This is a genomic window from Vibrio sp. SCSIO 43140 (assembly GCF_023716585.1).
Taxonomy (GTDB): domain Bacteria; phylum Pseudomonadota; class Gammaproteobacteria; order Enterobacterales; family Vibrionaceae; genus Vibrio; species Vibrio maritimus_B.
In genome coordinates, this window is the sequence record NZ_CP071851.1 from 1,204,347 (window position 1) to 1,223,512 (window position 19,166).

Below are 19,166 nucleotides of genomic sequence, written 5' to 3' on the forward strand. Positions count from 1 at the left end.
GTCATTTCTATTTTTCGATAATTAGATTTCCACCCCAATTTTTTCTGATAAATTACGCTCGATAAGAAAGGACTTTGTCAGAGAATAAATACTATGTTGTCTATAAAAAATAAAATTGCTTTACTTGTCGCGCTTGCTGCGACCGGAGCGGTAAGTATATTTACCATTGGCAGTCAATCGCTTAAATCAAATACTACTCTAGTTTCAGAACTCAAGAATAGTTATTACCCTATTATGAGTTCTGCCACACTAAATAATGCTATTTTAAGTCAGCTGAGCGAGCGATTTAATCTATCTGTCACGCTTGGTGATTCTGAACTATTGCTGCTCAATAAAGAAACGTTTTCACAATTAACGAAAAACTTCGACAAACAAAAGCAGCTTCAGCCTTCACTTGCTCAACCTATTAATAGTCTTCAAACGCTTGCGAAACAGTACTTCGATGCGTCTTACGATATCGCTTATCGCATGATTGAAGGCACTATTGATCTAAGCTCAGCTGCCGATCTTGCAGCGAAAAACACCCAGATTCTAGAGACGTTAACTGAACGTATGGCCCAGTTTGAACAACAACGCTCCGATGAGTTTGAATCTTTGGTTGTTACTCTAGAAAACGAAAACAATAGCGCTCGTAGCACCATGTTAACCATCGGTAGTGCTGCGCTTATTCTAATAGCGTTGTTTGGTTTTGTTGTTGTTCACGGCATTCGTAAAGATCTTGCGAACATCAGCAGCAAGATGAAAGACATTGCCGAAGGCGACGGCGATCTGACAGTTCGTTTAGTGCACAACAAAAAGGATGAACTCTCTGAACTAGCGGATTCATTCAACAACTTTGTGCAGCAGCTACAGATGAACATTAATGCAACGATCGAAAACGTCAATGGTCTGGGTGGCATCGCATCTACCCTAGTTCAATCGTGCGAGGATTCTAACAAGCTCACCACCAAGCAGCACCTAGCGGTGGACGAAGCGACAGAATCTCTATCGCAAATGTTTGAGGGCGCACGCCATATTGCGGTCAATGCAAACGACACTGTATCGTCGGTGCAAAGTGCAAGTGTTCAAGCTCAACTGGCTGAAGAACAAGTCAATAGTACCATTCAATCTGTACACAACCTTACTGAGGATGTTCGCGCCGCTTCAGAAGTAGTCCGCGAGCTCGATACCAACGCACAAAGTGCTGGTTCCATTCTTGAATCTATCAGCTCTATCGCCGAGCAGACTAACCTACTGGCTCTTAACGCAGCGATTGAAGCGGCACGTGCTGGTGAGCAGGGTCGTGGCTTTGCTGTAGTAGCTGATGAAGTAAGAACGCTAGCATCTCGCACTCAAACCTCAACGCAGGAAATCCAGCGCGTTTTGCTGCAACTTCAAGAACAGACTCGAACTGCAGCGAACATCATTGCCGAGAGTGCAGAAAAAGCAGAAGCCTGTGTGGAACAGTCGCTAGTAGCGGAGCAGTCACTAAAACAGATCACAGCGGATGTTCTAGACATTAATCAGCGCAACGAGACCATCGCGAGTGCAACCGAAGAACAAGAAGCCTCGTCTTCTCGAATTCAGGAAGTGATTGGCGATATTTCTTCTATGGCTCGCGAGACTTCAGATTCAGTCGCCCACGTGAATCAAGTCGCGCTCGAAATAAACACTATCACACATAACCTTAGCCAGCTCACCGGACGCTTTAAGGTTAACTAACCCTAATTTCAACAACTTTTCAGCCTTCTCTTCCCAGCCCTTCATAGGGCATGGGCTAGAGAGGCTTTACCTAAAAAAAGAACAATATTTGTCTTTCTGGAGTTCATAATGAAAAAGACTTTGGTTGCTACTTTGGTTGCGCTTGCTTGCAGCGCAAACGCGGCAAGCTTGGATGACCTAAGAATCAGTGGTTTCGGATCTGTCGGTATCGGCAAGTCGAACAATGATGCTGGTTATGCGGAATACACAAGCGAGCGTATCGATACTAAACAAGATACGATTGCAGGTATTCAGTTTGACTTCGATATTAACGATAAAGCGAAGTTCACCACTCAGCTAGTTGCGAATGGTCGCTACAACTTTGAACCTTCAATCGAAGTTGCGTATCTTTCTTATCAGTTTGATGGTTTTACCGCTCGCGCAGGTAAAATGCGTACACCGCTATTCATGTACTCTGATTACCTAGATGTGGGTTACGCTTACCCTATGATTCGTCCTTCACAAGAAGTGTACGAGCACATCATTATCAATAGCTACACTGGTGCGGATTTGTTGATCCCATTCTCTATTGGTGAAACAACGCTTCAAATCCAACCATTCGCCGGCGTATCTCAGGTTGAAGAGCGCGATTCGACTTGGGGTGAAGTGGACCTAAACAATACCTTTGGTTTGACTGCTCACTGGTATGTGGATGATTTCACGTTCCGTGGTTCTTATGTTCAAGCTAAAACTAGCTACGATGCACCTTCAGATCTAACAATGGGCAGCGTACCATCAATCTACGCTGTACCTTATGCAAACCACGTATTGGACGATAAAAAAGCGACATTTATTTCAGCTGGCGCACAGTACGACAATGGTAACTTACTCGCAGTTGTCGAAGGTATGGATATGAAATTGGAAGGTCGCTTCTCTGACGTTCAAGCGATTTCAGGCTTAGTTGGATATCGTTTAGGGTCATGGACGCCATACTTAGCTTCAGGTTGGAATAAGACAACCGATAACGATGAGAGAGGTAACCCAACGGGCACCCTACCTGTTCAACTAGGTATCCACCAAGGTGAAATGGCGCTAAACGACTTTGAACGCCTATCATACTCTGTAGGTACTCGATGGGATTTTGCTAAGAACATCGCATTAAAAGCTGACGTTACTTACGTCGACTATAAAGGTACTTCAGGCGGCTTACCTGGTAACGTTGATACGTCTACTTCAACTATCAAGTACTCAGATTCATTCGTTTACTCAGCATCTATCGACTTTGTATTCTAAGGAGCCACTATGAAAAAAATCGCTACACTGGCTCTAGTGAGCCTAATGTCATTTGCAGCTAACGCAGGTTATGTGGTTATTGGTAATCCTGCGGGTGTCGATGCTATGTCTGATGCGGAAGTTAAACAGCTGTTTTTGGGTAAAAAAACTCAGCTTGCGAATGGACAACCAGTAAAGATAATCGAGCTAAACGATGGTAACGCAGACCGAATTGCTTTCCATGAGGCAACAACTGGTCGCTCTGAAGCACAACTACAATCTGCCTGGTCGCGTCTAGTGTTCACAGGCAAAGCCGAGGCACCTACTCAGGTGGCTGATTATGCAGCTGTAATCGGTGCTGTTGCGGCAGATGCTAACGCTATTGGTTATGTTGATGAAAGCGCCGTCGATGGTTCGGTAAAAGTACTGATCAAATATTAACTGCACCACATACTAAAAAGGCAGGCTTTAAAGCCTGCCTTTGTTTTTCTAGTAATGACCTAGACGGCTTGTTGCAGTCGCTCTGAAGATCTACCTTGCTCCGCCATCACAAACAGATTATCCATCCAGTGCAAGATTAGCGCAGAGTCCTGAGGCTGGTCTAAATCGACAAACGCTTGCTGATAATGCTGCGGCGTTATCAGATGCTTGCGTTTCTCTACCAACTTGAGAGTAAACTGCACGCTAAATTCTGGGTGCCCTTGCACAGTGAACAAGTGATTATCTTTAACCAACATGAAGTTAGGGCAAAAATCATTACCTGCAATGACCTTGACACCTTTCGGTACTATGGTCACTTGGTCTTGGTGACTCACCAACAAACGAGCGCTATCAACCGATAGGTTCATCCATTTCTTTTGAGCACGCAATTGTACCTCGTAGCTTCCAAGTCCCCATCCTTTTTCAGACTTTTGAACCTTGCCACCCAATGCCCTTGCGATCAGTTGGTGTCCAAAACAGATACCAACCAAAGGCTTTCTTTGCCCTTCACAGCGAATCACCCAGTCAATCAGCATCAGTATCCAGGGGTGGTCATCATAAGCATTATGAACACTGCCTGTGATGATGAAGCCGTGGCATTCGTCTAGCTTTGGCAACTCCCCTTTTGTCGCATCGTAGTTTTGAAACGTAAATGCATTGTTTACCTCATACAAAGAGGTTTCGATCATATCCGCGTACTGACCATGATCATCTGACAAAGGAGGGTCAACGTGACCGCAGGTTAATATCCCTATCTTCATTTATCACCTATTTCATTGTTGGCATAACGAACTCACTCTCACGCTGCCCTTTAGGCCAACGCGCAGTGATGGTCTTCATACGAGTATAAAAACGCACGCCGTCGTTGCCGTGCACATTCAGCGGTCCAAAGATGGAACGCTTCCAACCACCGAAGCTATGAAACGCCATCGGTACTGGAATAGGTACGTTCACACCGACCATACCGATTTGTACTTTTTCAGAGAAGTCACGGGCCGTATCACCATCACGAGTAAAGATAGCCGTTCCGTTGCCAAACTCATGTTGGTTAATAAGCTCAAGTGCTTCCTGATAGTCTTTAGCTCGAACCACTGAAAGAACGGGACCAAAGATCTCTTCCTTGTAGATAGTCATATCCGGTTTCACATTATCGAATAACGTACCACCAACAAAATAACCTGGAGCTCCCGTATCAATATCTCGACCATCAACCACTAAAGTAGCCCCTTGGTCGACACCGCTTTGGATGTATTCTCTAACCTTATTCATATGTGGCTCACTGACTAGCGGTCCCATTTCATTCTCTGGCGACACTCCTAAACCAGGGCCAACACGCAGCGCCTCAACTTTCTCTTTTAACGCCGCAACCAACTTATCTGCTGCCTCGTCACCGACTGCGACCGCGACAGAAATTGCCATACAGCGCTCACCAGCAGCGCCATACGCCGCGCCCATAATCGCATTAGTTGCGCCTTCAAGATCAGCATCAGGCATGACAACAAGGTGATTTTTTGCACCGCCCAAGGCTTGTACGCGTTTGCCATGAGCACTGCCTTTTGAATAAATCGCCTCCGCTATTGGGGTTGAACCAACAAAGCTCACCGCCGCGACATCCGGTGCTTCTAGCAGTGCATCCACCACTTCTTTGTCACCTTGTACAACGTTGAACACACCATCAGGTAAACCTGCTTCTTTTAGTAGCTTCGCCAACATAAGCGACGCACTTGGATCTTTCTCGGAAGGTTTTAGGATAAAGCTATTACCACAAGCCAGTGCGACAGGAATCATCCATAGTGGCACCATGACAGGAAAGTTGAACGGCGTAATACCCACACACACACCAACAGGCTGCATCATGGAATAGCTGTCAATTTCACGTCCTACGTTAAGGGAATGCTCGCCTTTTAACAGGTGTGGAATTCCGCATGCAAACTCAACCACCTCTAGACCACGGGTGAGTTCACCTAATGCGTCACTGTGCACTTTTCCGTGCTCTGTCGAGATCAGCGTTGCCAGTTCATCGGCGTTTTCTTCAAGCAGTGCTTTAAAGCGGAACATCACGCGAGCTCTCTGTAATGGTGGCGTCGCTTGCCAATCTACCTGAGCTTGTTTTGCGACCTCAACGGCATCGATTGCCTCTTGGGCACTAGATAGCTGAACCTGCCCCCTTAGCTCACCATTTGCTGGGTTAAAAAGGTCTGCACTGCGATTGCTGCTGCTTTCAACAATCTCTCCATTAATAAAGTTTGATACCAAAACTGACATAGGTTTTATTCCTTGTATTCAATGTTTTGTAGAACGTCGGCAATAAGCGTAAATAGGTCATCAATATGCTGCTTCTCGATAATCAGCGGTGGTGACAGCGCAATAATGTCGCCAGTCACTCGAATCAACGCCCCTTTCTCGAAACATTTGGTGAAGACTTGATAGGCGCGAGAGCCTGGTTTACCTACGATTCCTTCAAGCTCAATACCCGCAATCAGACCGTAGTTGCGCAGATCTTTAACATGTGGCAAGCCCTTCAAGCTGTGTACCGCTTGCTGCCAGTAATCAGCAAGGTCAGCAGCTCTGGAATAAAGGTTTTCGTTGCGATAGATATCTAGTGTTGCAAGCCCTGCTGCTGCTGCTACAGGGTGACCTGAATAGGTATAGCCGTGGAAGAGCTCAATAGCTTGGCTATCAGGCGATACCATAGCTTGATAGATGTCGTCGCTAACAAATACCGCTCCCATTGGGATCGCGCCATTGGTTAACCCTTTCGCTGTCGTGATGATGTCAGGTTTCACGTCGAACTCTTGAGCGGCAAATGGGCTGCCGATACGACCAAATCCTGTGATCACTTCATCGAAGATAAGCAAGATACCGTTTTGAGTACAAATCTCTCGAAGACGCTTCAAGTAACCTTTTGGCGGCAGGATAACACCAGTAGACCCCGCAATAGGTTCTACGATCACGGCCGCTATATTGCTTGCATCATGCAGAGTGACAATATTATTTAAGCTTTCTGCCCAGCCAGGGTCATAGTCTGGTAGCCCTTTACTAAAGGCGCTGTTTTCGATACTTAATGTATGAGGAAGGTGGTCTACTCCTGTGAGCAGACTACCGAACGTTTTACGATTGTTGACGATCCCGCCTACTGAGATACCACCAAAACCAACGCCATGATAACCACGCTCACGACCAATTAGACGAGTTCGCGTGCCCTGACCGATCGCTCTCTGATAAGCCAGAGCAATTTTCAGCGCAGTATCGACGGATTCAGATCCCGAGTTAGTAAAGAACACCCGATTGAGACCGGAAGGCGCGATCTCAGCCAACGATTCCGCAAGTTTAAATGGCAGTGGATGCCCCATTTGGAATGTCGGTGCGAAATCTAACGTGTGAATTTGACTCGCGACGGCCTCACTGATCTCATGTCGTCCATGCCCCGCATTGCAACACCATAGACCTGCGGTGCCATCTAAGATCTTTCTTTTGTCTTCAGAGGTGTAATACATCCCCTCCGCCGACACCAACATCCTTGGTGACGCTTTAAACTGCGAGTTTGCCGTAAACGGCATCCAAAATGCGTCCATATTATTTGCTGACTCATTACCTAGTGAGTCCATGCTTCTTTCGTTCCCGTTATGCATAGTGCACCCCAACGCTCTTTTTAAAGGCCGTATTCTTCAAGGCAACCACTCAGCCTTGGTCGTTTCTTTTACTAAACACCAATAAACACTCAGACTGCACAATGTAAATGTGATGTTATTAAATATTAAACAAAAATGACTATAGATCGTTCTTTTTAGGTGTGCAATGATTAAATTATAAACATTTACTGGTTTTTTGTGTTTAGTGAGCTAGGATTGTGTTTAGTTTAATAATCACTTTGACTTTTCAGGGAGCATTAATTCCATGGAAATGGAGATTGGACCAAGATTTAAAGCTCTGCGAGAACGCGCAGGACTCTCTCAGCGTGAGTTGGCAAAGCGTGCAGGCGTGACGAACGGCTTTATCTCTCAAATCGAGAGTAATGCGGTTAGCCCGTCCGTCGCTTCTCTTAGTAAGCTGCTGAGCAAAATCCCCTCTTCAATGGCAGAATTTTTCGCCATCGATGAGCCTGAGCCCGAACAATTTTATACTCGTCGCCAAGAACAACCAGAGATTGGCCGAGGTAAAATCAGCTACAGACAAGTAGGTCACTATCATGAAGATCGTCATATCGGCATGCTAAGAGAAACGCTGTCCCCTGGCGCAGATACAGGTAAAGAGATGCTGGTCCACGAGGGACAAGAATGTGGTGTGATAGTACAAGGCGAACTAGAACTCACTGTCGATGATCAAATAACCGTATTACTGGAGGGCGACAGCTACTACTTTGACAGTCAGCGCCCTCATCGATTCAGAAACACAACCGATGCTGATTGCGTTATCGTCAGCGCTAACTCCCCGGCAAGCTTTTAAGGAAAGGAAATCACATGGACAACATTACGTGGCACGACAAAGCAGAAGCCTTGAGCTTTCGTACTCAGGCATTTATCAATGGGCATTTTGTCAATTCGGTTTCCGGCGATACATTCGAGATCATTAACCCTGCGACCGGGCACTCGCTCGCACATGTTGCGCGTTGTACCCAAGAAGATGTGGACATTGCAGTAGAAGCGGCTCGACACGCATTTGAAAGCCGCATTTGGTGTGGCCTTCCACCAGCTAAGCGCAAAAGTATTCTGCTGAACTACGCTAAGCTCATCGACGAACACAAAGAAGACTTCGCTCTGCTTGAAAGCTTAGACATGGGAAAACCGATTTCAGATGCAATGGGATATGACGCACCAGCAACCGCACGCTGCATTCAGTGGAATGCCGAAGCCATAGACAAAGTGTACGACGAAGTCGCCCCTGTCACAGAAGATGCGTTGGCTCTAGTCACCCGCGAAGCACTCGGCGTCGTTGCAGCAATTGTACCGTGGAACTTTCCGACGGTCATGGCGGCATGGAAAATTGGCCCTGCTCTAGCAACAGGTAACTCAGTCATCGTAAAGCCCTCTGAGAAGTCGCCTTTAACGGCTATCCTTCTTGCCGATCTTGCCAAACAGGCTGGGATTCCCGATGGTGTATTCCAAGTTCTCCCAGGGTTTGGTCATGAAGCAGGACAAGCATTGGCGCTGCATAACGATGTCGACTGCATCACCTTCACAGGCTCTACAGCAGTCGGCAAAATGCTGCTGTCCTTCGCTGGAGAGTCTAACCTCAAACGCGCCTTTATGGAGTGTGGTGGTAAGAGCCCACATATTGTTCATCATGACGTCAAAGATATGGAAAAGGCAGCCGCAACCGCTGCTTCAGCGATATGTTACAACCAAGGCGAAGTCTGTACGGCTGGCTCTCGTTTACTTGTTCACTCTTCAATCAAGGAGGAGTTTACGGCGCTGCTACTTAAATACATGGCGAAATGGCAACCTAACGATCCGCTCCTAGAAGACACTCGCGTTGGTGCTATCGTCGACGCATCGCAATACGAACGCGTACTTAGTTATATTGATATCGGTAAGAATGAAGGCGCAACACTCGCATTTGGTGGTGAGCCAACAATGACACAGACTGATGGTTACTTTATTCAGCCAGCGGTATTTACCGACGTCACTCCAGACATGAGGATCTTCCAAGAGGAGATCTTTGGACCCGTCCTATGTGTAACCACATTTGATTCCATTGAAGAAGCTATCAAGCTTGCTAACGACAGCGACTATGGACTCGCCGCAGGCGTATGGACCTCGGACATTTCAACAGCGGTTCGCTGCTCTAGAGCGCTGAGAGCTGGCACTGTTTTCGTCAATAACTGGGACGGAGGTGACATGACGATGCCGTTTGGGGGCTACAAGCAGAGTGGTAATGGCAGAGATAAATCGCTTCATGCACTGCATAAATACACGGAAGTAAAATCGACTTGGATTGAGCTGGATTAGTATTTATATAGCTAACTATTAAAAGCATTAACGCAAAAAGGTGCTCCCATCGAGCACCTTTTTTTAGCCATTTTCTTGGTTGCTGATCGAGGCGTGAGCTTATATAGAGCTACTTGTGCTCGCATACATTGCATAAGCTTCATGTTTAACGAATGCCCAATATTGATCCCCAAAAGAAAAATGCCACCACTCTCTCGAATAATTCACGAATCCCGCTTTGGACATAACAGAAAACAACATTGCTCTATTGTTCGCTGCTTGCGAGGATAAGTTGGGGGCGTCTGTCTCACACAAGGAGGCCGGGACATGAATCCAGTCTTTTATCTCCATACCAAAGTCTATGACTTTGCCTTCGCCATCTACGATTTCTACATCAACCGCCCCACCGGTGCTATGCGGTGGCGACAAGGACTCCCCTTCAAACGTCTTTGTGGGTGCGACCAGACAAGCGGCGGCTTTGTAGGTCTCCCGCTCTGAATAATCTGGATTGCTCGATGCAACTCTCATTAATTGCTCTTGGAACAGCGTCTCTTGAAACTCTGGCGAGCGATAACCTTCGTAAAGCCTTAATGTCAGGCCCAGCGGAAGCTCTTTTTGCGCAATGAGAAGCCTTTCTAAAACACCTCTTCGGACAAAATGGTAGCTGTCTTTCGTTTCATTGCACTCAGGTGGAGGACCATAAGCAAGGTGCCCTTTTACTGACACGAGGTCTTCTAGACAGTCTTTGATAGGAATCGCGGTAACAAGGGAAGAGGAAATATCTATATGACTCAATCTCGATGGAACTCCATTTAATTAGGCACCTGACCGTTAAGTTTCAATTGGAAAGTGTAAAATACAGTGCTTCGATTATTCAACATCATTAGGCGGTAGCTTTTCATATTGCAACCCTTCACTAGGCATCACTTCCCAAGTGGCTTTGGAACCTACATAGATGTGTCGCGCTATTTCGATTTCGAGATCGCCATTTACACAACCTAATGTCACCCCATGCACTTGACCGTTGTAAATACCGACCATAGTTGAGCCGCATTTACTACAAAACTGTAGGCCAAAACCGCTTTTTCCTTGATAAGTAGTAAGGTGCTCTTCGCCTGCCAACCAAGTGAACTCCTCGTGATTGACTAGTGCGTAAGCCGACGCTTGAGCGCTAAATGCCTTTCGACAACGAGAGCAATGGCAGGAACGTGCATCGTAAAGCTTACCGTCTACCGTGTAGCGAACCTCGCCACAGAAACACTCACCAGTGATTGCCATAGTTTCTCCCTACCGTTCAAATCGCAAAGTGATTACGCTTTCACATTAGCATAGATAATGTTGATACCTTGCTCTTCGCTGGTGGGGACCTCAAAGTACTGTGTCACATGATGAAATACAGCCTCCGTATCGAACTGGGTGCGCTCTGGTTGCTCAACGCTTCTCTTTTTTATCTGCGCTAAACACTGCTCATCTGTAACATCTAGGTAGTGAATCTCATGCTTACAACCCACTTCCTCACTCAGAGCGATAAACCAAGCACGCTGTTTGACCGTGTTTGCTGGGAAGTCCATGACCACGTTTACTCCAAGATTCAGCAGTTTTTTTACATGTTCTCTAACGAATGGCTTAATTACGTTTGAGTGAGCTATATAGTCTTCAAATGAGTTTATTTGCGTGGGATAGTGAGCTACTAACCATTCATCTTCTGAAAGGTAGATCGCGCCTTCTGTCGCAGCAAGAGTTTTGGCTAGGGTTGTTTTTCCTGCTCCCATTTTGCCGCAAAAACAGGTCAAGATGCCTTTGTTTTTCATATCTAACCTCCTGTCAAACTCACACGATATCCAATTGAAACTATGTCAAAGATAAACACAAAACTGAGGTTAGTTCTAGCTGTTAGCAATCTACTGTTATTGTTTGAGTAGAGGGTTAGAACTTGGCCTCCATCTCCAAAGCAATCCAATATCGACCAAAGATTTTCTCAGAGCTTTTTTCTGAAGAGGCAACTTGAAACCCAAGTGATTGATAGAGAGATTTGGCGGCTTCATTATGGTCGAAAACACATAGGCTGAACTCTGAGCAGTTAGTCGCTAACTTCGCTTCTTTGATGAGTAAACTGACCATCTCTTTTGCCAGTCCTCTTCCTTTGAAAGGATCAAGGATCAATACTCGGCAAATCCTGCACAGAGTGTCACTTGCCCGACGAAATTCGATGAAACCAGCGACCTCACCTTCTACTAGGAAGAGAAACGGGAAAATATCGGGCTTTTCACAATGGTTGGAAATCTGTTCGATAGTCAGAGGAAAATCGTAAACCGGTCCACCCCATTGATAGTTCAACTCAGGTGATGAGATCCAAGCTATCAAATCTTGATAGTGTGTGGGAGTGAAAGGTACAAGTTCCATCTTCGTCCCTATAACTACGCGCCGTTTCTGCGGCGTACTTCTTTCTTATAACTGGACTCTCGGTACAGCCAAAGCGCACAATTCGCCACAAGCATAAGACCTGCAAACAACCCAAAGTTATTAATCTGACTCAGTAAAAAGACCGCAATGCCGTCTTCTCCAATCGATGAGTATTGAAATACGATACTGAAAATCATATAAAAAAGCACTGCGGCAAACGTACTTTTGGCGATCCACTTTAGAAAACCCTGTTCACGCTTTTGATGCCAAATTTGGAATACTTTGTCGTTCATAATTCTGCCCTGTTTGGTTAGTCGATACGTGTCGTCGCTGGAACAATTTTTCTACCATAACAGATTTTGTCATACAATATAACAACGCAAACAACCGCTTCACTGTACGTCTTCACAAAACCTAAAAAGATACCCATCTGGGCTTTGCACGATAAACTGTTCCTGAGTAACGAGTTGACCACTAACTTGATAAGACTTTGCTTCTAAGGGCAGGAAAATAGCCTTGCTAAATATTGATTGGACTCTCGAATAGAGAACATTGATACCCTTTACATCCCATTGAAAGTTGATACCTCGACCGAACGGCGGTTCAAGCTCTCCTGTCAGCCATTTACGAGAGTTTCCTTCTACTCCTTCTAGCATCAAATCTAGCCCATCTCGAGTTAGATAGACAAACTGCTCCTCTGGACGTTGGTACTTGATACTAAAACCTAAAATATCGACAAAGAATATTAAGTTTTCATCGAGATTTTGGACATATAACTCTGGAACTATTTTCACCAAGATGACTTCCCTGTTTAACTATGGAACACTAGCAACTGCCTTGGATTTCGGTCGTTCAATCTTATACTCGTAAAAAACCACACCACTCCCACTATCCGGTCGCTCTACAAAACCTAACTTTCTTAGCAAGCTAGCTGAAGCAACGTTAGATTTTTCAACACCACCAATCAGCTTTATCCAAGACTCTTTGATAGCGACTTCTTCGATAAAGCTTTGTAATAGCTCACTGGCCAGTCCTTTGCCCCAATACTGTTCAGAGAGTAAATAGCCTATGTGTGCATCAGTTTCATTCTCTACATAGACGAACAGGAAGCCGATTAATTCACATTTCTCTGATGTTACTTGAAACAAGCGGCTCTCTTGCAACATACGTTCAAGCCAAGTCTCTACCGATTCTCGGGATGTAATTCCGTGAAAATATGGAGGCAAGCTTTCAACGACAAGAGGGGTTAAAATATTCGGAATCTGTTCAAGCAGCTCATTGCGCTCCGCTAGAATAAGATCAGATAAGACTTCTACTACTTTCAATCTTTGGGTTTCAAACGATACTCTCATACAGCCTGGTTACATTCTCTTCAAAGGTTTGACTACGCTATCTAAGCCTTCAATTTTTAGTGCCAAGCATAACTTAAGCAACTCCCCCAACTCACCATTCGGAAAGCCTTTCTTATCAAACCAAAGTAAATACTCTTCGGGTAGGTCAATTAAAACTCGTCCGGCATACTTACCAAATGGCATTTGCATTCGGGCGAGTTTTACTAAGTTTTCTTTTTGCAGCATTGCGTTACCTTTATTCGCCAGCCGTCGCCAGCGTGTGTCCTAGGCGCTCGACCCACCAGTCGATGGCGTCTTTCGCATCATCGAGGGAGTCTATCATAGTGGTAAAGTCTTTGTTTCCAGATCGTGAGTCTATAGCCGCAATAATTGGTTCGTCCGACATGGAATCCGAAACAAGAAGCTCAATGGTAGCTTTTCCCACATTGGTGTGCTCACCTGTCGTGATCTTAGAGATGGTTGATATCCCAAGCCCCACGGGTAATACACTGCTCGTGACAGCTAAGATGGGATTTGGTGTTTCTACGTTACTTATCGCTATGCTCACGCGAAGAGTTCTTGGGGAAGGCTTGTCTACAATCGACTTAAACTCGTCAAGTTTACTTTTAAGCCTTGAGACTAAATGATCTGTCAGCTCATTGATTTCACTATCACTGAGTTCCGTCTCATCAACAACTACGTACACTCTGTCTAACACGACGCTATCGTATTGAGAGAAAATCTCTCGCAACTGCTCTGGCGTCGATACATCTTGTCTTGCCCATACTAGGTCTACGCCACCATCGGGACCCGGAGAGAAATCACTGTACGTTTTAAACTGCGAAGTTTGAGTTTTTTCGGAAGAAGAACAGCCTACTAGCATGAATAGAGCCGCGGATAACGCAATAAAAAGAAATCTCATTATTCGTCCTTAATAAAAAATAGCCAACCAAATCGTCGTCGCGCCTGAAACCGTTGATTTTACGCGATGTTTAACGTGAGCTGGGATGTTAACGTAATCGCCGACATCAAGAGTAATGGTCTGTCCATCTTCATACTCAAGAACACCCTGCCCTTGGAGTACGGAAACCCACTCATTTTCAGCTTGGTCATACCATTCACCTTCGGGTGTTGAGTGACCATCGGAAAGAATCCGCTCTACGCGAATGTTTGACGTCTTAACTATATCTTCAAATAGCTCATCAGGTAGTTGGTTCGGAATATTGGTAAATAGATTCCCTAACTGCATCGAATTTCTCCTCAATAATTACTCAAAAGTATACGCTACGAGAAAGCGAAACACATACTTTCCGACTCTTTTAGAGAGGAGCCTTTGTTACTGAATTAAAAACAAATTGTTTAGTCTGAAGACTTCCCAAGAATGCGGCAGCGAGTAGAAGAAAACAGCAAAGGTCAGACTCTTAACTGAATTCCAGCTCCCATTAATTTGTAACTCGTGTTCAAGTTGGAATGATTAATGCTAGGTCTATCACAGATTTGTTTTAAATTTGTCGATTATGGACGCGTTAAGCATTCAAGGAGAGAGATATGATGTTGGAAACTTTTGTAGAGTCTATCGAGGCGCATACGACACTAGACGACATTACCATTCGTTCTGTTTTTGGGGGTAAAGGGGTTCTGTCAGGTGGGGTCATTTTTGCACTAATAAAGGGCGACGAGGTCTACCTTAGGGCAAGCAGTGAGAGTTTAAAACAAGAATTCATCGATTCTGGTTGTACGCCTTATGAGTTTAACTGGCGAGCTCACTCCAGAAACTACCCTAGCCTCTCTAACTACTATTCAGTGCCAGACTCTATTAGCCATAGTAAAAAGCAGATCGCTTCTTTATGTGAAGAAGTATGGACTGCAGGTCTGAAAGAAAAAATTAAGAAAGAGACACCAACTCGTATCAAAGATCTGCCAAACATGCAGTACAAAACCGAACGCATGCTTCGAAAAGCGGGCATCACTTCGATTGATGAGCTGCGAGAGCAAGGACCCGTTAACGCATACAAGGCAGTTTGCGTCAGTCAAGAGAAGCATCCGGGTGTCAATCTATTGTTTTGTATTGCTGGCGCGCTAGAAGGGATCCACTGGACCATTTTGCCTGAGCTAAAAAGACAATCTCTAACGCATGAAGTCGGCTCAGACTATCTTGCTCATTAAAAAAAGGCCCTGCTGTAATCCACAGCAGGGCAAACATCAATACAATGTTGGATGTGTGTGTTTAATTGAAAGTGGACAGAACAACTAAATCACGAGATCGATTAAACCATGTGAGTGGAACATGTAGTAGCTGAGATGTTTATCATTTCATGATGCTTTGTATCTAAGTGTGGCAATGGGCTAATTTCCCACCAAAATTCGCTACTGAGAAGAAGAATACAACCTCGCTACACGCATGTTAGTTATGTTGCTCTAATAGCTACCCTCTATTCCCAACTACTACACCATTAAATCCCATTATGGTCATTGACTGCTTTTTGAACACCAATTGATAATTCACGCACTACCTGCAACCTCCTAAAAGGTAACCCTATGGTTGGAAAAAATGTGGTAGTGACCCACTCATCAACTCTCTATAGACTCCGCGCCCAAACTTCTTACAAACACCCTATGAGAGTTAATCATGAATCAAGTATTCAATTCAGCGCACATGACAAAAACGCTAATGCTAACAATCTGGATCGTAGCAGGCACGGTTATCCTTCAAAAACTTGGCATCCACGATAAGTGGCCTGCTTTTTTGGCGCTAATTTTCTTCTTTGAAGCGAAGTTCGACCTATCTAAGCTCAAAAACATCTTTGCTGCTGGTATTGTTGGTATCGCAATGGGTATGTTGATTCCAGCGACACTGAGCACGCTTGCTCCAATGGTTGGTGGCGAAAACGCGTTCTATATCTATGTCGCGGGCGTTGTACTAATCACTATTGGTATGGGCCCAATCGCCCACTTTGCATTCAGCTACATTACATTTGCCTACGTAGTAATGTGTATCCTTCACAAAGACCACGTTGTTGAGCACGGTTTCTCTTGGATGGCGGTAGCGCTACTGGGTGGTGCTATGTACATCGCAGGTGTAACAGCAATCGCCAAGTTCTTAGAAAAGTGCGCATTGACAGCACAGCAAGCTTAAGAGAATTAGAAAGCCCCGCCAGAAGTCGTGCTCTGACGGGGCTTTTTGAATTTCATTTTTTGTTCGGTATTTGGTTAAAGAACACGCTCCACTTGACCCGTTGCCAGTTCAAATCCTTCTTCTTCCTCAACCCAGCACTCAACCAGCTCACCTTCTAACTCAAGCTTGTCACAGTCTTCAAGTACACCAAAACGTCCGTTAGTTAGCATTACGACTACGTCCATGTTCATCTCCTGGTTTGGTTTGTCCCTTTGATTTCTAAGTTAATCAGTTCTAAAGTCAGTTTCAACACTTTGCGACTAAAGTATTACTACGAATATCATCCTTGAGACTGATCAGTTCAACATCACAAAAATTCATCTCATGGAGCAACTTGGATCGGTATACGCCGACGCCCAAACGGCTTATCAATGTGGGCGAATCGTCCTGCCAATTGATAACCACAATGTAGACATTTCCCCGCACTCGACAATGAACACGAGCCCAGTTCATACCAATTTCGGCTTAACACGTTTTGTCCGCAAGACGGACAGTACGTACTGCTACATTGCTCATTATGGACATTACCAACATAGACATAATCAAGGCCGTTTCTTTTCGCTATGTGCCGCGCGTTCACCAATGTGTTTGCGGGTGTTCGAACCGTATCCATCATCTTAAAATCTGGATGGAAGGCACTAAAGTGAAGTGGGACGTCTGGCCCCAGATGCTCAAAGATCCATTGAGTCATTGCTTCTAATTCTGCTTCGCTATCGTTCTCCCCAGGAATGAGCAGCGTTGTGATTTCAAACCAAACGTCAGTTTCATGCTTCAAGTACATCAATGTTTCGAGTACTGGCGCCAACTCGCCACCGCAGACCTTTTTATAAAAACGTTCGCTGAAGGCTTTCAGGTCAATATTGGCGCCATCAATTACCGAGAAAAACTGCTCTCTTGGTTTCTCATTCATGTAACCCGCCGAAACAGCAACTGTATGTATGTTGACTTCACGGCAGGCTAGCGCGGTATCGACAGCGTATTCCATGAAAATGACAGGATCGTTGTAAGTAAATGCAATGCTATCGCAGTGATTTGAGAGCGCAGATTGGGCGATTTGTTCGGGGCTTGCTTGCTGCCCTAGTGTATCTATCTGCCGTGACTTGCTGATACTCCAATTTTGGCAAAACTTACAACCCAAGTTACATCCCGCAGTGCCGAACGACAAAACCGAACTCCCTGGATAGAAATGATTCAGTGGTTTTTTCTCTATAGGATCGATGCAAAACCCACTCGAACGCCCGTATGTTGTCAGTACAATCTCTCCGTGTTCTGCTTTTCGAACAAAACACGCGCCAAGCTTTCCCTCTCGTAGCGTGCATAAACGGGGACACACAGTGCACTGCACTCTGCCGTCATCCAGCTTCTGCCAGTATTTGGTTGGATAATAGGGTTTAAGTTGGCTCATCTCACACCTTAAAAGTGGATAGATTCTATACTTGCTAAGTATAGACAGCATGAAACTTCTGGAGGCGACATGGATGTGCGACCGACTGCCGTCGCTGGGCGATTCTATTACGGTGATCCTAATAAGTTACAGACACATATTTCTCAGTTGATGGCTTCTGTCTCCTCAGAGGGAAAACATCACTCCGAAGAAGCGATAAGCGGATTGATTGTTCCTCACGCTGGTTATGTCTTTTCTGGGCACACTGCAGCCTTTGGTTATCAATTACTCAAAGAACAAAATGAACAATTTTCGCGCGTTGTTATTATTGGCCCTAGTCATAGAGTCGCTTTTTCAGGTTGTGCGATTCCAAGTGTTAAGTACTTCGATACCCCCTTGGGCAAAGTGCCTTTAGATACACAAGCTATCGATAAACTGTCTGAGAACGACATTTGCACGGTTAACGATCTTGCTCATGAAAATGAGCACTGCTTGGAAGTTCAGCTACCATTCTTACTCCGGTGTTTAGGAGGTTTTAGTGTCGTTCCAATTCTCACCGGCAATGTCGACATGGTGAGCGTGGCGAAGCTTGTAGAAACACTTTGGGATACCAATACTCTGCTTGTTGTCAGCTCTGATCTTAGTCATTTTCACAGCTACGACGACTGCGTTGTTCTAGATAATAATAGCTGTTCAAAAATCGAAAACGGGCTTCCCCTGACAGGTCACGAGGCATGTGGGCACACAAGTATTAATGCTGCAAATCTAATTATTAATAAACGAAACCGTCGATTGACTCGGTTGTCTCTCACCAACTCGGGAGACAGCCCTCACGGCGATAAACAAAGGGTGGTAGGCTATGTCAGCTACGCAATATCAAGATAAAACGCTAACCAACACTGAACTATCTCGATTACTTGATATGGTAGAAATAACCGTAGGCTGTTATCTCGCAGAAGAGCCTTTACCAAAAGTCAGGCTTGAGGATCATCCAGAAGCTATCAGAGAAAAAGGTGCCTGCTTTGTCACCTTGCACGTCGATGACCAACTCCAAGGGTGCATCGGGACGACAGTCCCGCAAGTTCCTCTTGTTCTCGAAGTCATGCGAAAAGCGTGGGCAAGCTGCTGCCAAGACAAACGATTTCTACCTCTGCAAAAGTCTCAAGTAGATGGGCTAGAAATTGAAGTCTCTGTACTTACTGAACCTCAAACACTTGATGTAGCATCAGAATCCGCTTTAATCGACTACCTCAAAAACAACAAATGTGGCTTGACACTTTCTGATGGCAAAAAAGGTGCTCTATTTCTCCCACAAGTATGGGAACAACTCCCAAGCCCGATCCATTTCTTACAACACTTAAAGCAAAAAGCAGGTTGGCACCCTACTTATTGGCCAGAGGATATTTCGGTGAAAGTCTTTGATGTTCAAAAATTAAGCCGAAAGTATCGAAGAATGTAGACGATCTTACTTATTTTTTTGTGGGGCCTTTTATTAAACGTGCGAAAAAAAACTT

Annotated in this window: 24 protein-coding genes; 9 read left to right on the forward strand and 15 right to left on the reverse strand. The window is 45.1% G+C overall.

Annotated elements, in window-relative coordinates; genetic code table 11:
• Nucleotides 1–234: 234 nt before the first annotated feature.
• The 3 genes from J4N45_RS23910 (at nucleotide 235) to J4N45_RS23920 (ending at nucleotide 3,393) form a co-directional block, all read left to right on the forward strand.
• Entirely contained in the window at nucleotides 235–1,701 is a 1,467-nt protein-coding gene (locus J4N45_RS23910) for a methyl-accepting chemotaxis protein (RefSeq protein WP_252017239.1), read from the forward strand.
• Between the two features lie 108 nt (nucleotides 1,702–1,809).
• Nucleotides 1,810–2,973, forward strand: coding sequence for a porin (locus J4N45_RS23915; protein ID WP_252014894.1), 1,164 nt, complete (start codon nucleotides 1,810–1,812; stop codon nucleotides 2,971–2,973).
• 9 nt (nucleotides 2,974–2,982) lie between these two features.
• The gene (locus tag J4N45_RS23920; RefSeq protein WP_252014896.1) at nucleotides 2,983–3,393 is read left to right on the forward strand and encodes a type 2 periplasmic-binding domain-containing protein; all 411 of its coding nucleotides are present in this window, start codon (nucleotides 2,983–2,985) and stop codon (nucleotides 3,391–3,393) included.
• Between the two features lie 59 nt (nucleotides 3,394–3,452).
• Here J4N45_RS23920 and J4N45_RS23925 read toward each other — a convergent pair whose 3' ends face one another.
• Genes J4N45_RS23925 through aptA form a run of 3 tightly spaced genes read right to left on the reverse strand, consistent with a single transcriptional unit; the run spans nucleotide 3,453 to nucleotide 7,064 of the window.
• On the reverse strand, nucleotides 3,453–4,193 hold the full coding sequence (locus J4N45_RS23925; protein ID WP_252014897.1) for a glutamine amidotransferase-related protein: 741 nt from the start codon (nucleotides 4,191–4,193) through the stop codon (nucleotides 3,453–3,455).
• A gap of 7 nt (nucleotides 4,194–4,200) precedes the next feature.
• On the reverse strand, nucleotides 4,201–5,697 hold the full coding sequence (locus J4N45_RS23930) for a CoA-acylating methylmalonate-semialdehyde dehydrogenase (RefSeq protein WP_252014899.1): 1,497 nt from the start codon (nucleotides 5,695–5,697) through the stop codon (nucleotides 4,201–4,203).
• Between the two features lie 5 nt (nucleotides 5,698–5,702).
• Entirely contained in the window at nucleotides 5,703–7,064 is a 1,362-nt protein-coding gene (gene aptA, locus J4N45_RS23935; RefSeq protein ID WP_252014901.1) for an omega-aminotransferase AptA, read from the reverse strand.
• A 265-nt stretch (nucleotides 7,065–7,329) separates the two neighbouring features.
• Here aptA and J4N45_RS23940 point away from each other — a divergent pair, with 265 nt between their 5' ends.
• Complete coding sequence (locus tag J4N45_RS23940) at nucleotides 7,330–7,878, forward strand: cupin domain-containing protein (RefSeq protein WP_252014903.1); 549 nt, start codon at nucleotides 7,330–7,332, stop codon at nucleotides 7,876–7,878.
• Nucleotides 7,879–7,892: 14 nt separating this feature from the next.
• Nucleotides 7,893–9,380, forward strand: a complete 1,488-nt coding sequence (locus J4N45_RS23945) for an aldehyde dehydrogenase (RefSeq protein ID WP_252014905.1) — start codon at nucleotides 7,893–7,895, stop codon at nucleotides 9,378–9,380.
• A 99-nt stretch (nucleotides 9,381–9,479) separates the two neighbouring features.
• On the opposite strand, the gene J4N45_RS23950 is transcribed toward J4N45_RS23945, so the two are convergent.
• The 10 genes from J4N45_RS23950 to J4N45_RS23995 all read right to left on the reverse strand — a co-directional run bounded on the left by J4N45_RS23950 (nucleotide 9,480) and on the right by J4N45_RS23995 (nucleotide 14,342).
• Complete coding sequence (locus tag J4N45_RS23950) at nucleotides 9,480–10,154, reverse strand: M15 family metallopeptidase (protein ID WP_252014907.1); 675 nt, start codon at nucleotides 10,152–10,154, stop codon at nucleotides 9,480–9,482.
• Between the two features lie 75 nt (nucleotides 10,155–10,229).
• Complete coding sequence (locus J4N45_RS23955; RefSeq protein WP_252014909.1) at nucleotides 10,230–10,637, reverse strand: GFA family protein; 408 nt, start codon at nucleotides 10,635–10,637, stop codon at nucleotides 10,230–10,232.
• A gap of 32 nt (nucleotides 10,638–10,669) precedes the next feature.
• Nucleotides 10,670–11,170 carry a P-loop nucleotide/nucleoside kinase family protein gene (locus J4N45_RS23960; protein ID WP_252014911.1) on the reverse strand — a complete coding sequence of 167 codons (501 nt, stop codon included), beginning with the start codon at nucleotides 11,168–11,170 and terminating at the stop codon, nucleotides 10,670–10,672.
• A gap of 115 nt (nucleotides 11,171–11,285) precedes the next feature.
• Nucleotides 11,286–11,762, reverse strand: coding sequence for a GNAT family N-acetyltransferase (locus tag J4N45_RS23965; protein ID WP_252014913.1), 477 nt, complete (start codon nucleotides 11,760–11,762; stop codon nucleotides 11,286–11,288).
• Between the two features lie 14 nt (nucleotides 11,763–11,776).
• Nucleotides 11,777–12,055, reverse strand: a complete 279-nt coding sequence (locus J4N45_RS23970) for a hypothetical protein (protein ID WP_042470228.1) — start codon at nucleotides 12,053–12,055, stop codon at nucleotides 11,777–11,779.
• Between the two features lie 99 nt (nucleotides 12,056–12,154).
• Nucleotides 12,155–12,562 carry a bleomycin resistance protein gene (locus tag J4N45_RS23975; protein ID WP_252017240.1) on the reverse strand — a complete coding sequence of 136 codons (408 nt, stop codon included), beginning with the start codon at nucleotides 12,560–12,562 and terminating at the stop codon, nucleotides 12,155–12,157.
• Between the two features lie 15 nt (nucleotides 12,563–12,577).
• A complete protein-coding gene (locus J4N45_RS23980) occupies nucleotides 12,578–13,114 on the reverse strand; it encodes a GNAT family N-acetyltransferase (protein WP_252014915.1) in 537 nt (178 codons plus the stop codon).
• Nucleotides 13,115–13,123: 9 nt separating this feature from the next.
• Entirely contained in the window at nucleotides 13,124–13,339 is a 216-nt protein-coding gene (locus J4N45_RS23985; protein ID WP_234496582.1) for a DUF3820 family protein, read from the reverse strand.
• Between the two features lie 10 nt (nucleotides 13,340–13,349).
• Nucleotides 13,350–14,015, reverse strand: a complete 666-nt coding sequence (locus J4N45_RS23990; RefSeq protein WP_252014916.1) for a DUF3313 domain-containing protein — start codon at nucleotides 14,013–14,015, stop codon at nucleotides 13,350–13,352.
• Nucleotides 14,016–14,024: 9 nt separating this feature from the next.
• Nucleotides 14,025–14,342 carry a cupin domain-containing protein gene (locus J4N45_RS23995; protein WP_252014918.1) on the reverse strand — a complete coding sequence of 106 codons (318 nt, stop codon included), beginning with the start codon at nucleotides 14,340–14,342 and terminating at the stop codon, nucleotides 14,025–14,027.
• Between the two features lie 299 nt (nucleotides 14,343–14,641).
• On the opposite strand from J4N45_RS23995, the gene J4N45_RS24000 reads away from it, so the two are divergent.
• Together J4N45_RS24000 and J4N45_RS24005 are read left to right on the forward strand one after the other, a co-directional pair.
• Nucleotides 14,642–15,259: a TfoX/Sxy family DNA transformation protein gene (locus tag J4N45_RS24000; protein ID WP_252014920.1), complete on the forward strand. Its 618-nt coding sequence runs from the start codon at nucleotides 14,642–14,644 to the stop codon at nucleotides 15,257–15,259.
• 463 nt (nucleotides 15,260–15,722) lie between these two features.
• The gene (locus J4N45_RS24005) at nucleotides 15,723–16,229 is read left to right on the forward strand and encodes a hypothetical protein (protein ID WP_252014922.1); all 507 of its coding nucleotides are present in this window, start codon (nucleotides 15,723–15,725) and stop codon (nucleotides 16,227–16,229) included.
• 74 nt (nucleotides 16,230–16,303) lie between these two features.
• Here the strand turns inward: J4N45_RS24005 and J4N45_RS24010 are convergent, their stop codons facing one another.
• Both J4N45_RS24010 and amrS read right to left on the reverse strand, forming a co-directional pair.
• Nucleotides 16,304–16,453 carry a hypothetical protein gene (locus tag J4N45_RS24010; RefSeq protein WP_234496577.1) on the reverse strand — a complete coding sequence of 50 codons (150 nt, stop codon included), beginning with the start codon at nucleotides 16,451–16,453 and terminating at the stop codon, nucleotides 16,304–16,306.
• 137 nt (nucleotides 16,454–16,590) lie between these two features.
• A complete protein-coding gene (amrS, locus tag J4N45_RS24015; protein ID WP_252014924.1) occupies nucleotides 16,591–17,673 on the reverse strand; it encodes an AmmeMemoRadiSam system radical SAM enzyme in 1,083 nt (360 codons plus the stop codon).
• A 69-nt stretch (nucleotides 17,674–17,742) separates the two neighbouring features.
• On the opposite strand from amrS, the gene amrB reads away from it, so the two are divergent.
• Complete coding sequence (gene amrB, locus J4N45_RS24020; RefSeq protein WP_252014926.1) at nucleotides 17,743–18,537, forward strand: AmmeMemoRadiSam system protein B; 795 nt, start codon at nucleotides 17,743–17,745, stop codon at nucleotides 18,535–18,537.
• Nucleotides 18,512–19,111 carry an AmmeMemoRadiSam system protein A gene (gene amrA / locus J4N45_RS24025; protein WP_042470214.1) on the forward strand — a complete coding sequence of 200 codons (600 nt, stop codon included), beginning with the start codon at nucleotides 18,512–18,514 and terminating at the stop codon, nucleotides 19,109–19,111. Before amrB ends, amrA begins: the two co-directional genes overlap by 26 nt.
• Nucleotides 19,112–19,166: the final 55 nt, after the last annotated feature.

Bases quoted from the DNA above. Each gene is read 5' to 3' on its own strand.
- J4N45_RS24005 (WP_252014922.1), top strand. From the start codon at position 15,723: ATGAATCAAGTATTCAATTCAGCGCACATGACAAAAACGCTAATGCTA.
- J4N45_RS23920 (WP_252014896.1), top strand. From the start codon at position 2,983: ATGAAAAAAATCGCTACACTGGCTCTAGTGAGCCTAATGTCATTTGCA.
- J4N45_RS23955 (WP_252014909.1), bottom strand. From the start codon at position 10,637: ATGGCAATCACTGGTGAGTGTTTCTGTGGCGAGGTTCGCTACACGGTA.
- J4N45_RS23965 (WP_252014913.1), bottom strand. From the start codon at position 11,762: ATGGAACTTGTACCTTTCACTCCCACACACTATCAAGATTTGATAGCT.
- J4N45_RS23960 (WP_252014911.1), bottom strand. From the start codon at position 11,170: ATGAAAAACAAAGGCATCTTGACCTGTTTTTGCGGCAAAATGGGAGCA.
- J4N45_RS23930 (WP_252014899.1), bottom strand. From the start codon at position 5,697: ATGTCAGTTTTGGTATCAAACTTTATTAATGGAGAGATTGTTGAAAGC.
- J4N45_RS24000 (WP_252014920.1), top strand. From the start codon at position 14,642: ATGATGTTGGAAACTTTTGTAGAGTCTATCGAGGCGCATACGACACTA.
- J4N45_RS23915 (WP_252014894.1), top strand. From the start codon at position 1,810: ATGAAAAAGACTTTGGTTGCTACTTTGGTTGCGCTTGCTTGCAGCGCA.
- aptA (WP_252014901.1), bottom strand. From the start codon at position 7,064: ATGCATAACGGGAACGAAAGAAGCATGGACTCACTAGGTAATGAGTCA.
- J4N45_RS23940 (WP_252014903.1), top strand. From the start codon at position 7,330: ATGGAAATGGAGATTGGACCAAGATTTAAAGCTCTGCGAGAACGCGCA.
- J4N45_RS23970 (WP_042470228.1), bottom strand. From the start codon at position 12,055: ATGAACGACAAAGTATTCCAAATTTGGCATCAAAAGCGTGAACAGGGT.
- J4N45_RS23925 (WP_252014897.1), bottom strand. From the start codon at position 4,193: ATGAAGATAGGGATATTAACCTGCGGTCACGTTGACCCTCCTTTGTCA.
- J4N45_RS23945 (WP_252014905.1), top strand. From the start codon at position 7,893: ATGGACAACATTACGTGGCACGACAAAGCAGAAGCCTTGAGCTTTCGT.
- amrA (WP_042470214.1), top strand. From the start codon at position 18,512: ATGTCAGCTACGCAATATCAAGATAAAACGCTAACCAACACTGAACTA.
- amrS (WP_252014924.1), bottom strand. From the start codon at position 17,673: ATGAGCCAACTTAAACCCTATTATCCAACCAAATACTGGCAGAAGCTG.
- J4N45_RS23980 (WP_252014915.1), bottom strand. From the start codon at position 13,114: ATGAGAGTATCGTTTGAAACCCAAAGATTGAAAGTAGTAGAAGTCTTA.
- J4N45_RS24010 (WP_234496577.1), bottom strand. From the start codon at position 16,453: ATGGACGTAGTCGTAATGCTAACTAACGGACGTTTTGGTGTACTTGAA.
- J4N45_RS23910 (WP_252017239.1), top strand. From the start codon at position 235: ATGAGTTCTGCCACACTAAATAATGCTATTTTAAGTCAGCTGAGCGAG.
- J4N45_RS23995 (WP_252014918.1), bottom strand. From the start codon at position 14,342: ATGCAGTTAGGGAATCTATTTACCAATATTCCGAACCAACTACCTGAT.
- amrB (WP_252014926.1), top strand. From the start codon at position 17,743: ATGGATGTGCGACCGACTGCCGTCGCTGGGCGATTCTATTACGGTGAT.
- J4N45_RS23985 (WP_234496582.1), bottom strand. From the start codon at position 13,339: ATGCTGCAAAAAGAAAACTTAGTAAAACTCGCCCGAATGCAAATGCCA.
- J4N45_RS23990 (WP_252014916.1), bottom strand. From the start codon at position 14,015: ATGAGATTTCTTTTTATTGCGTTATCCGCGGCTCTATTCATGCTAGTA.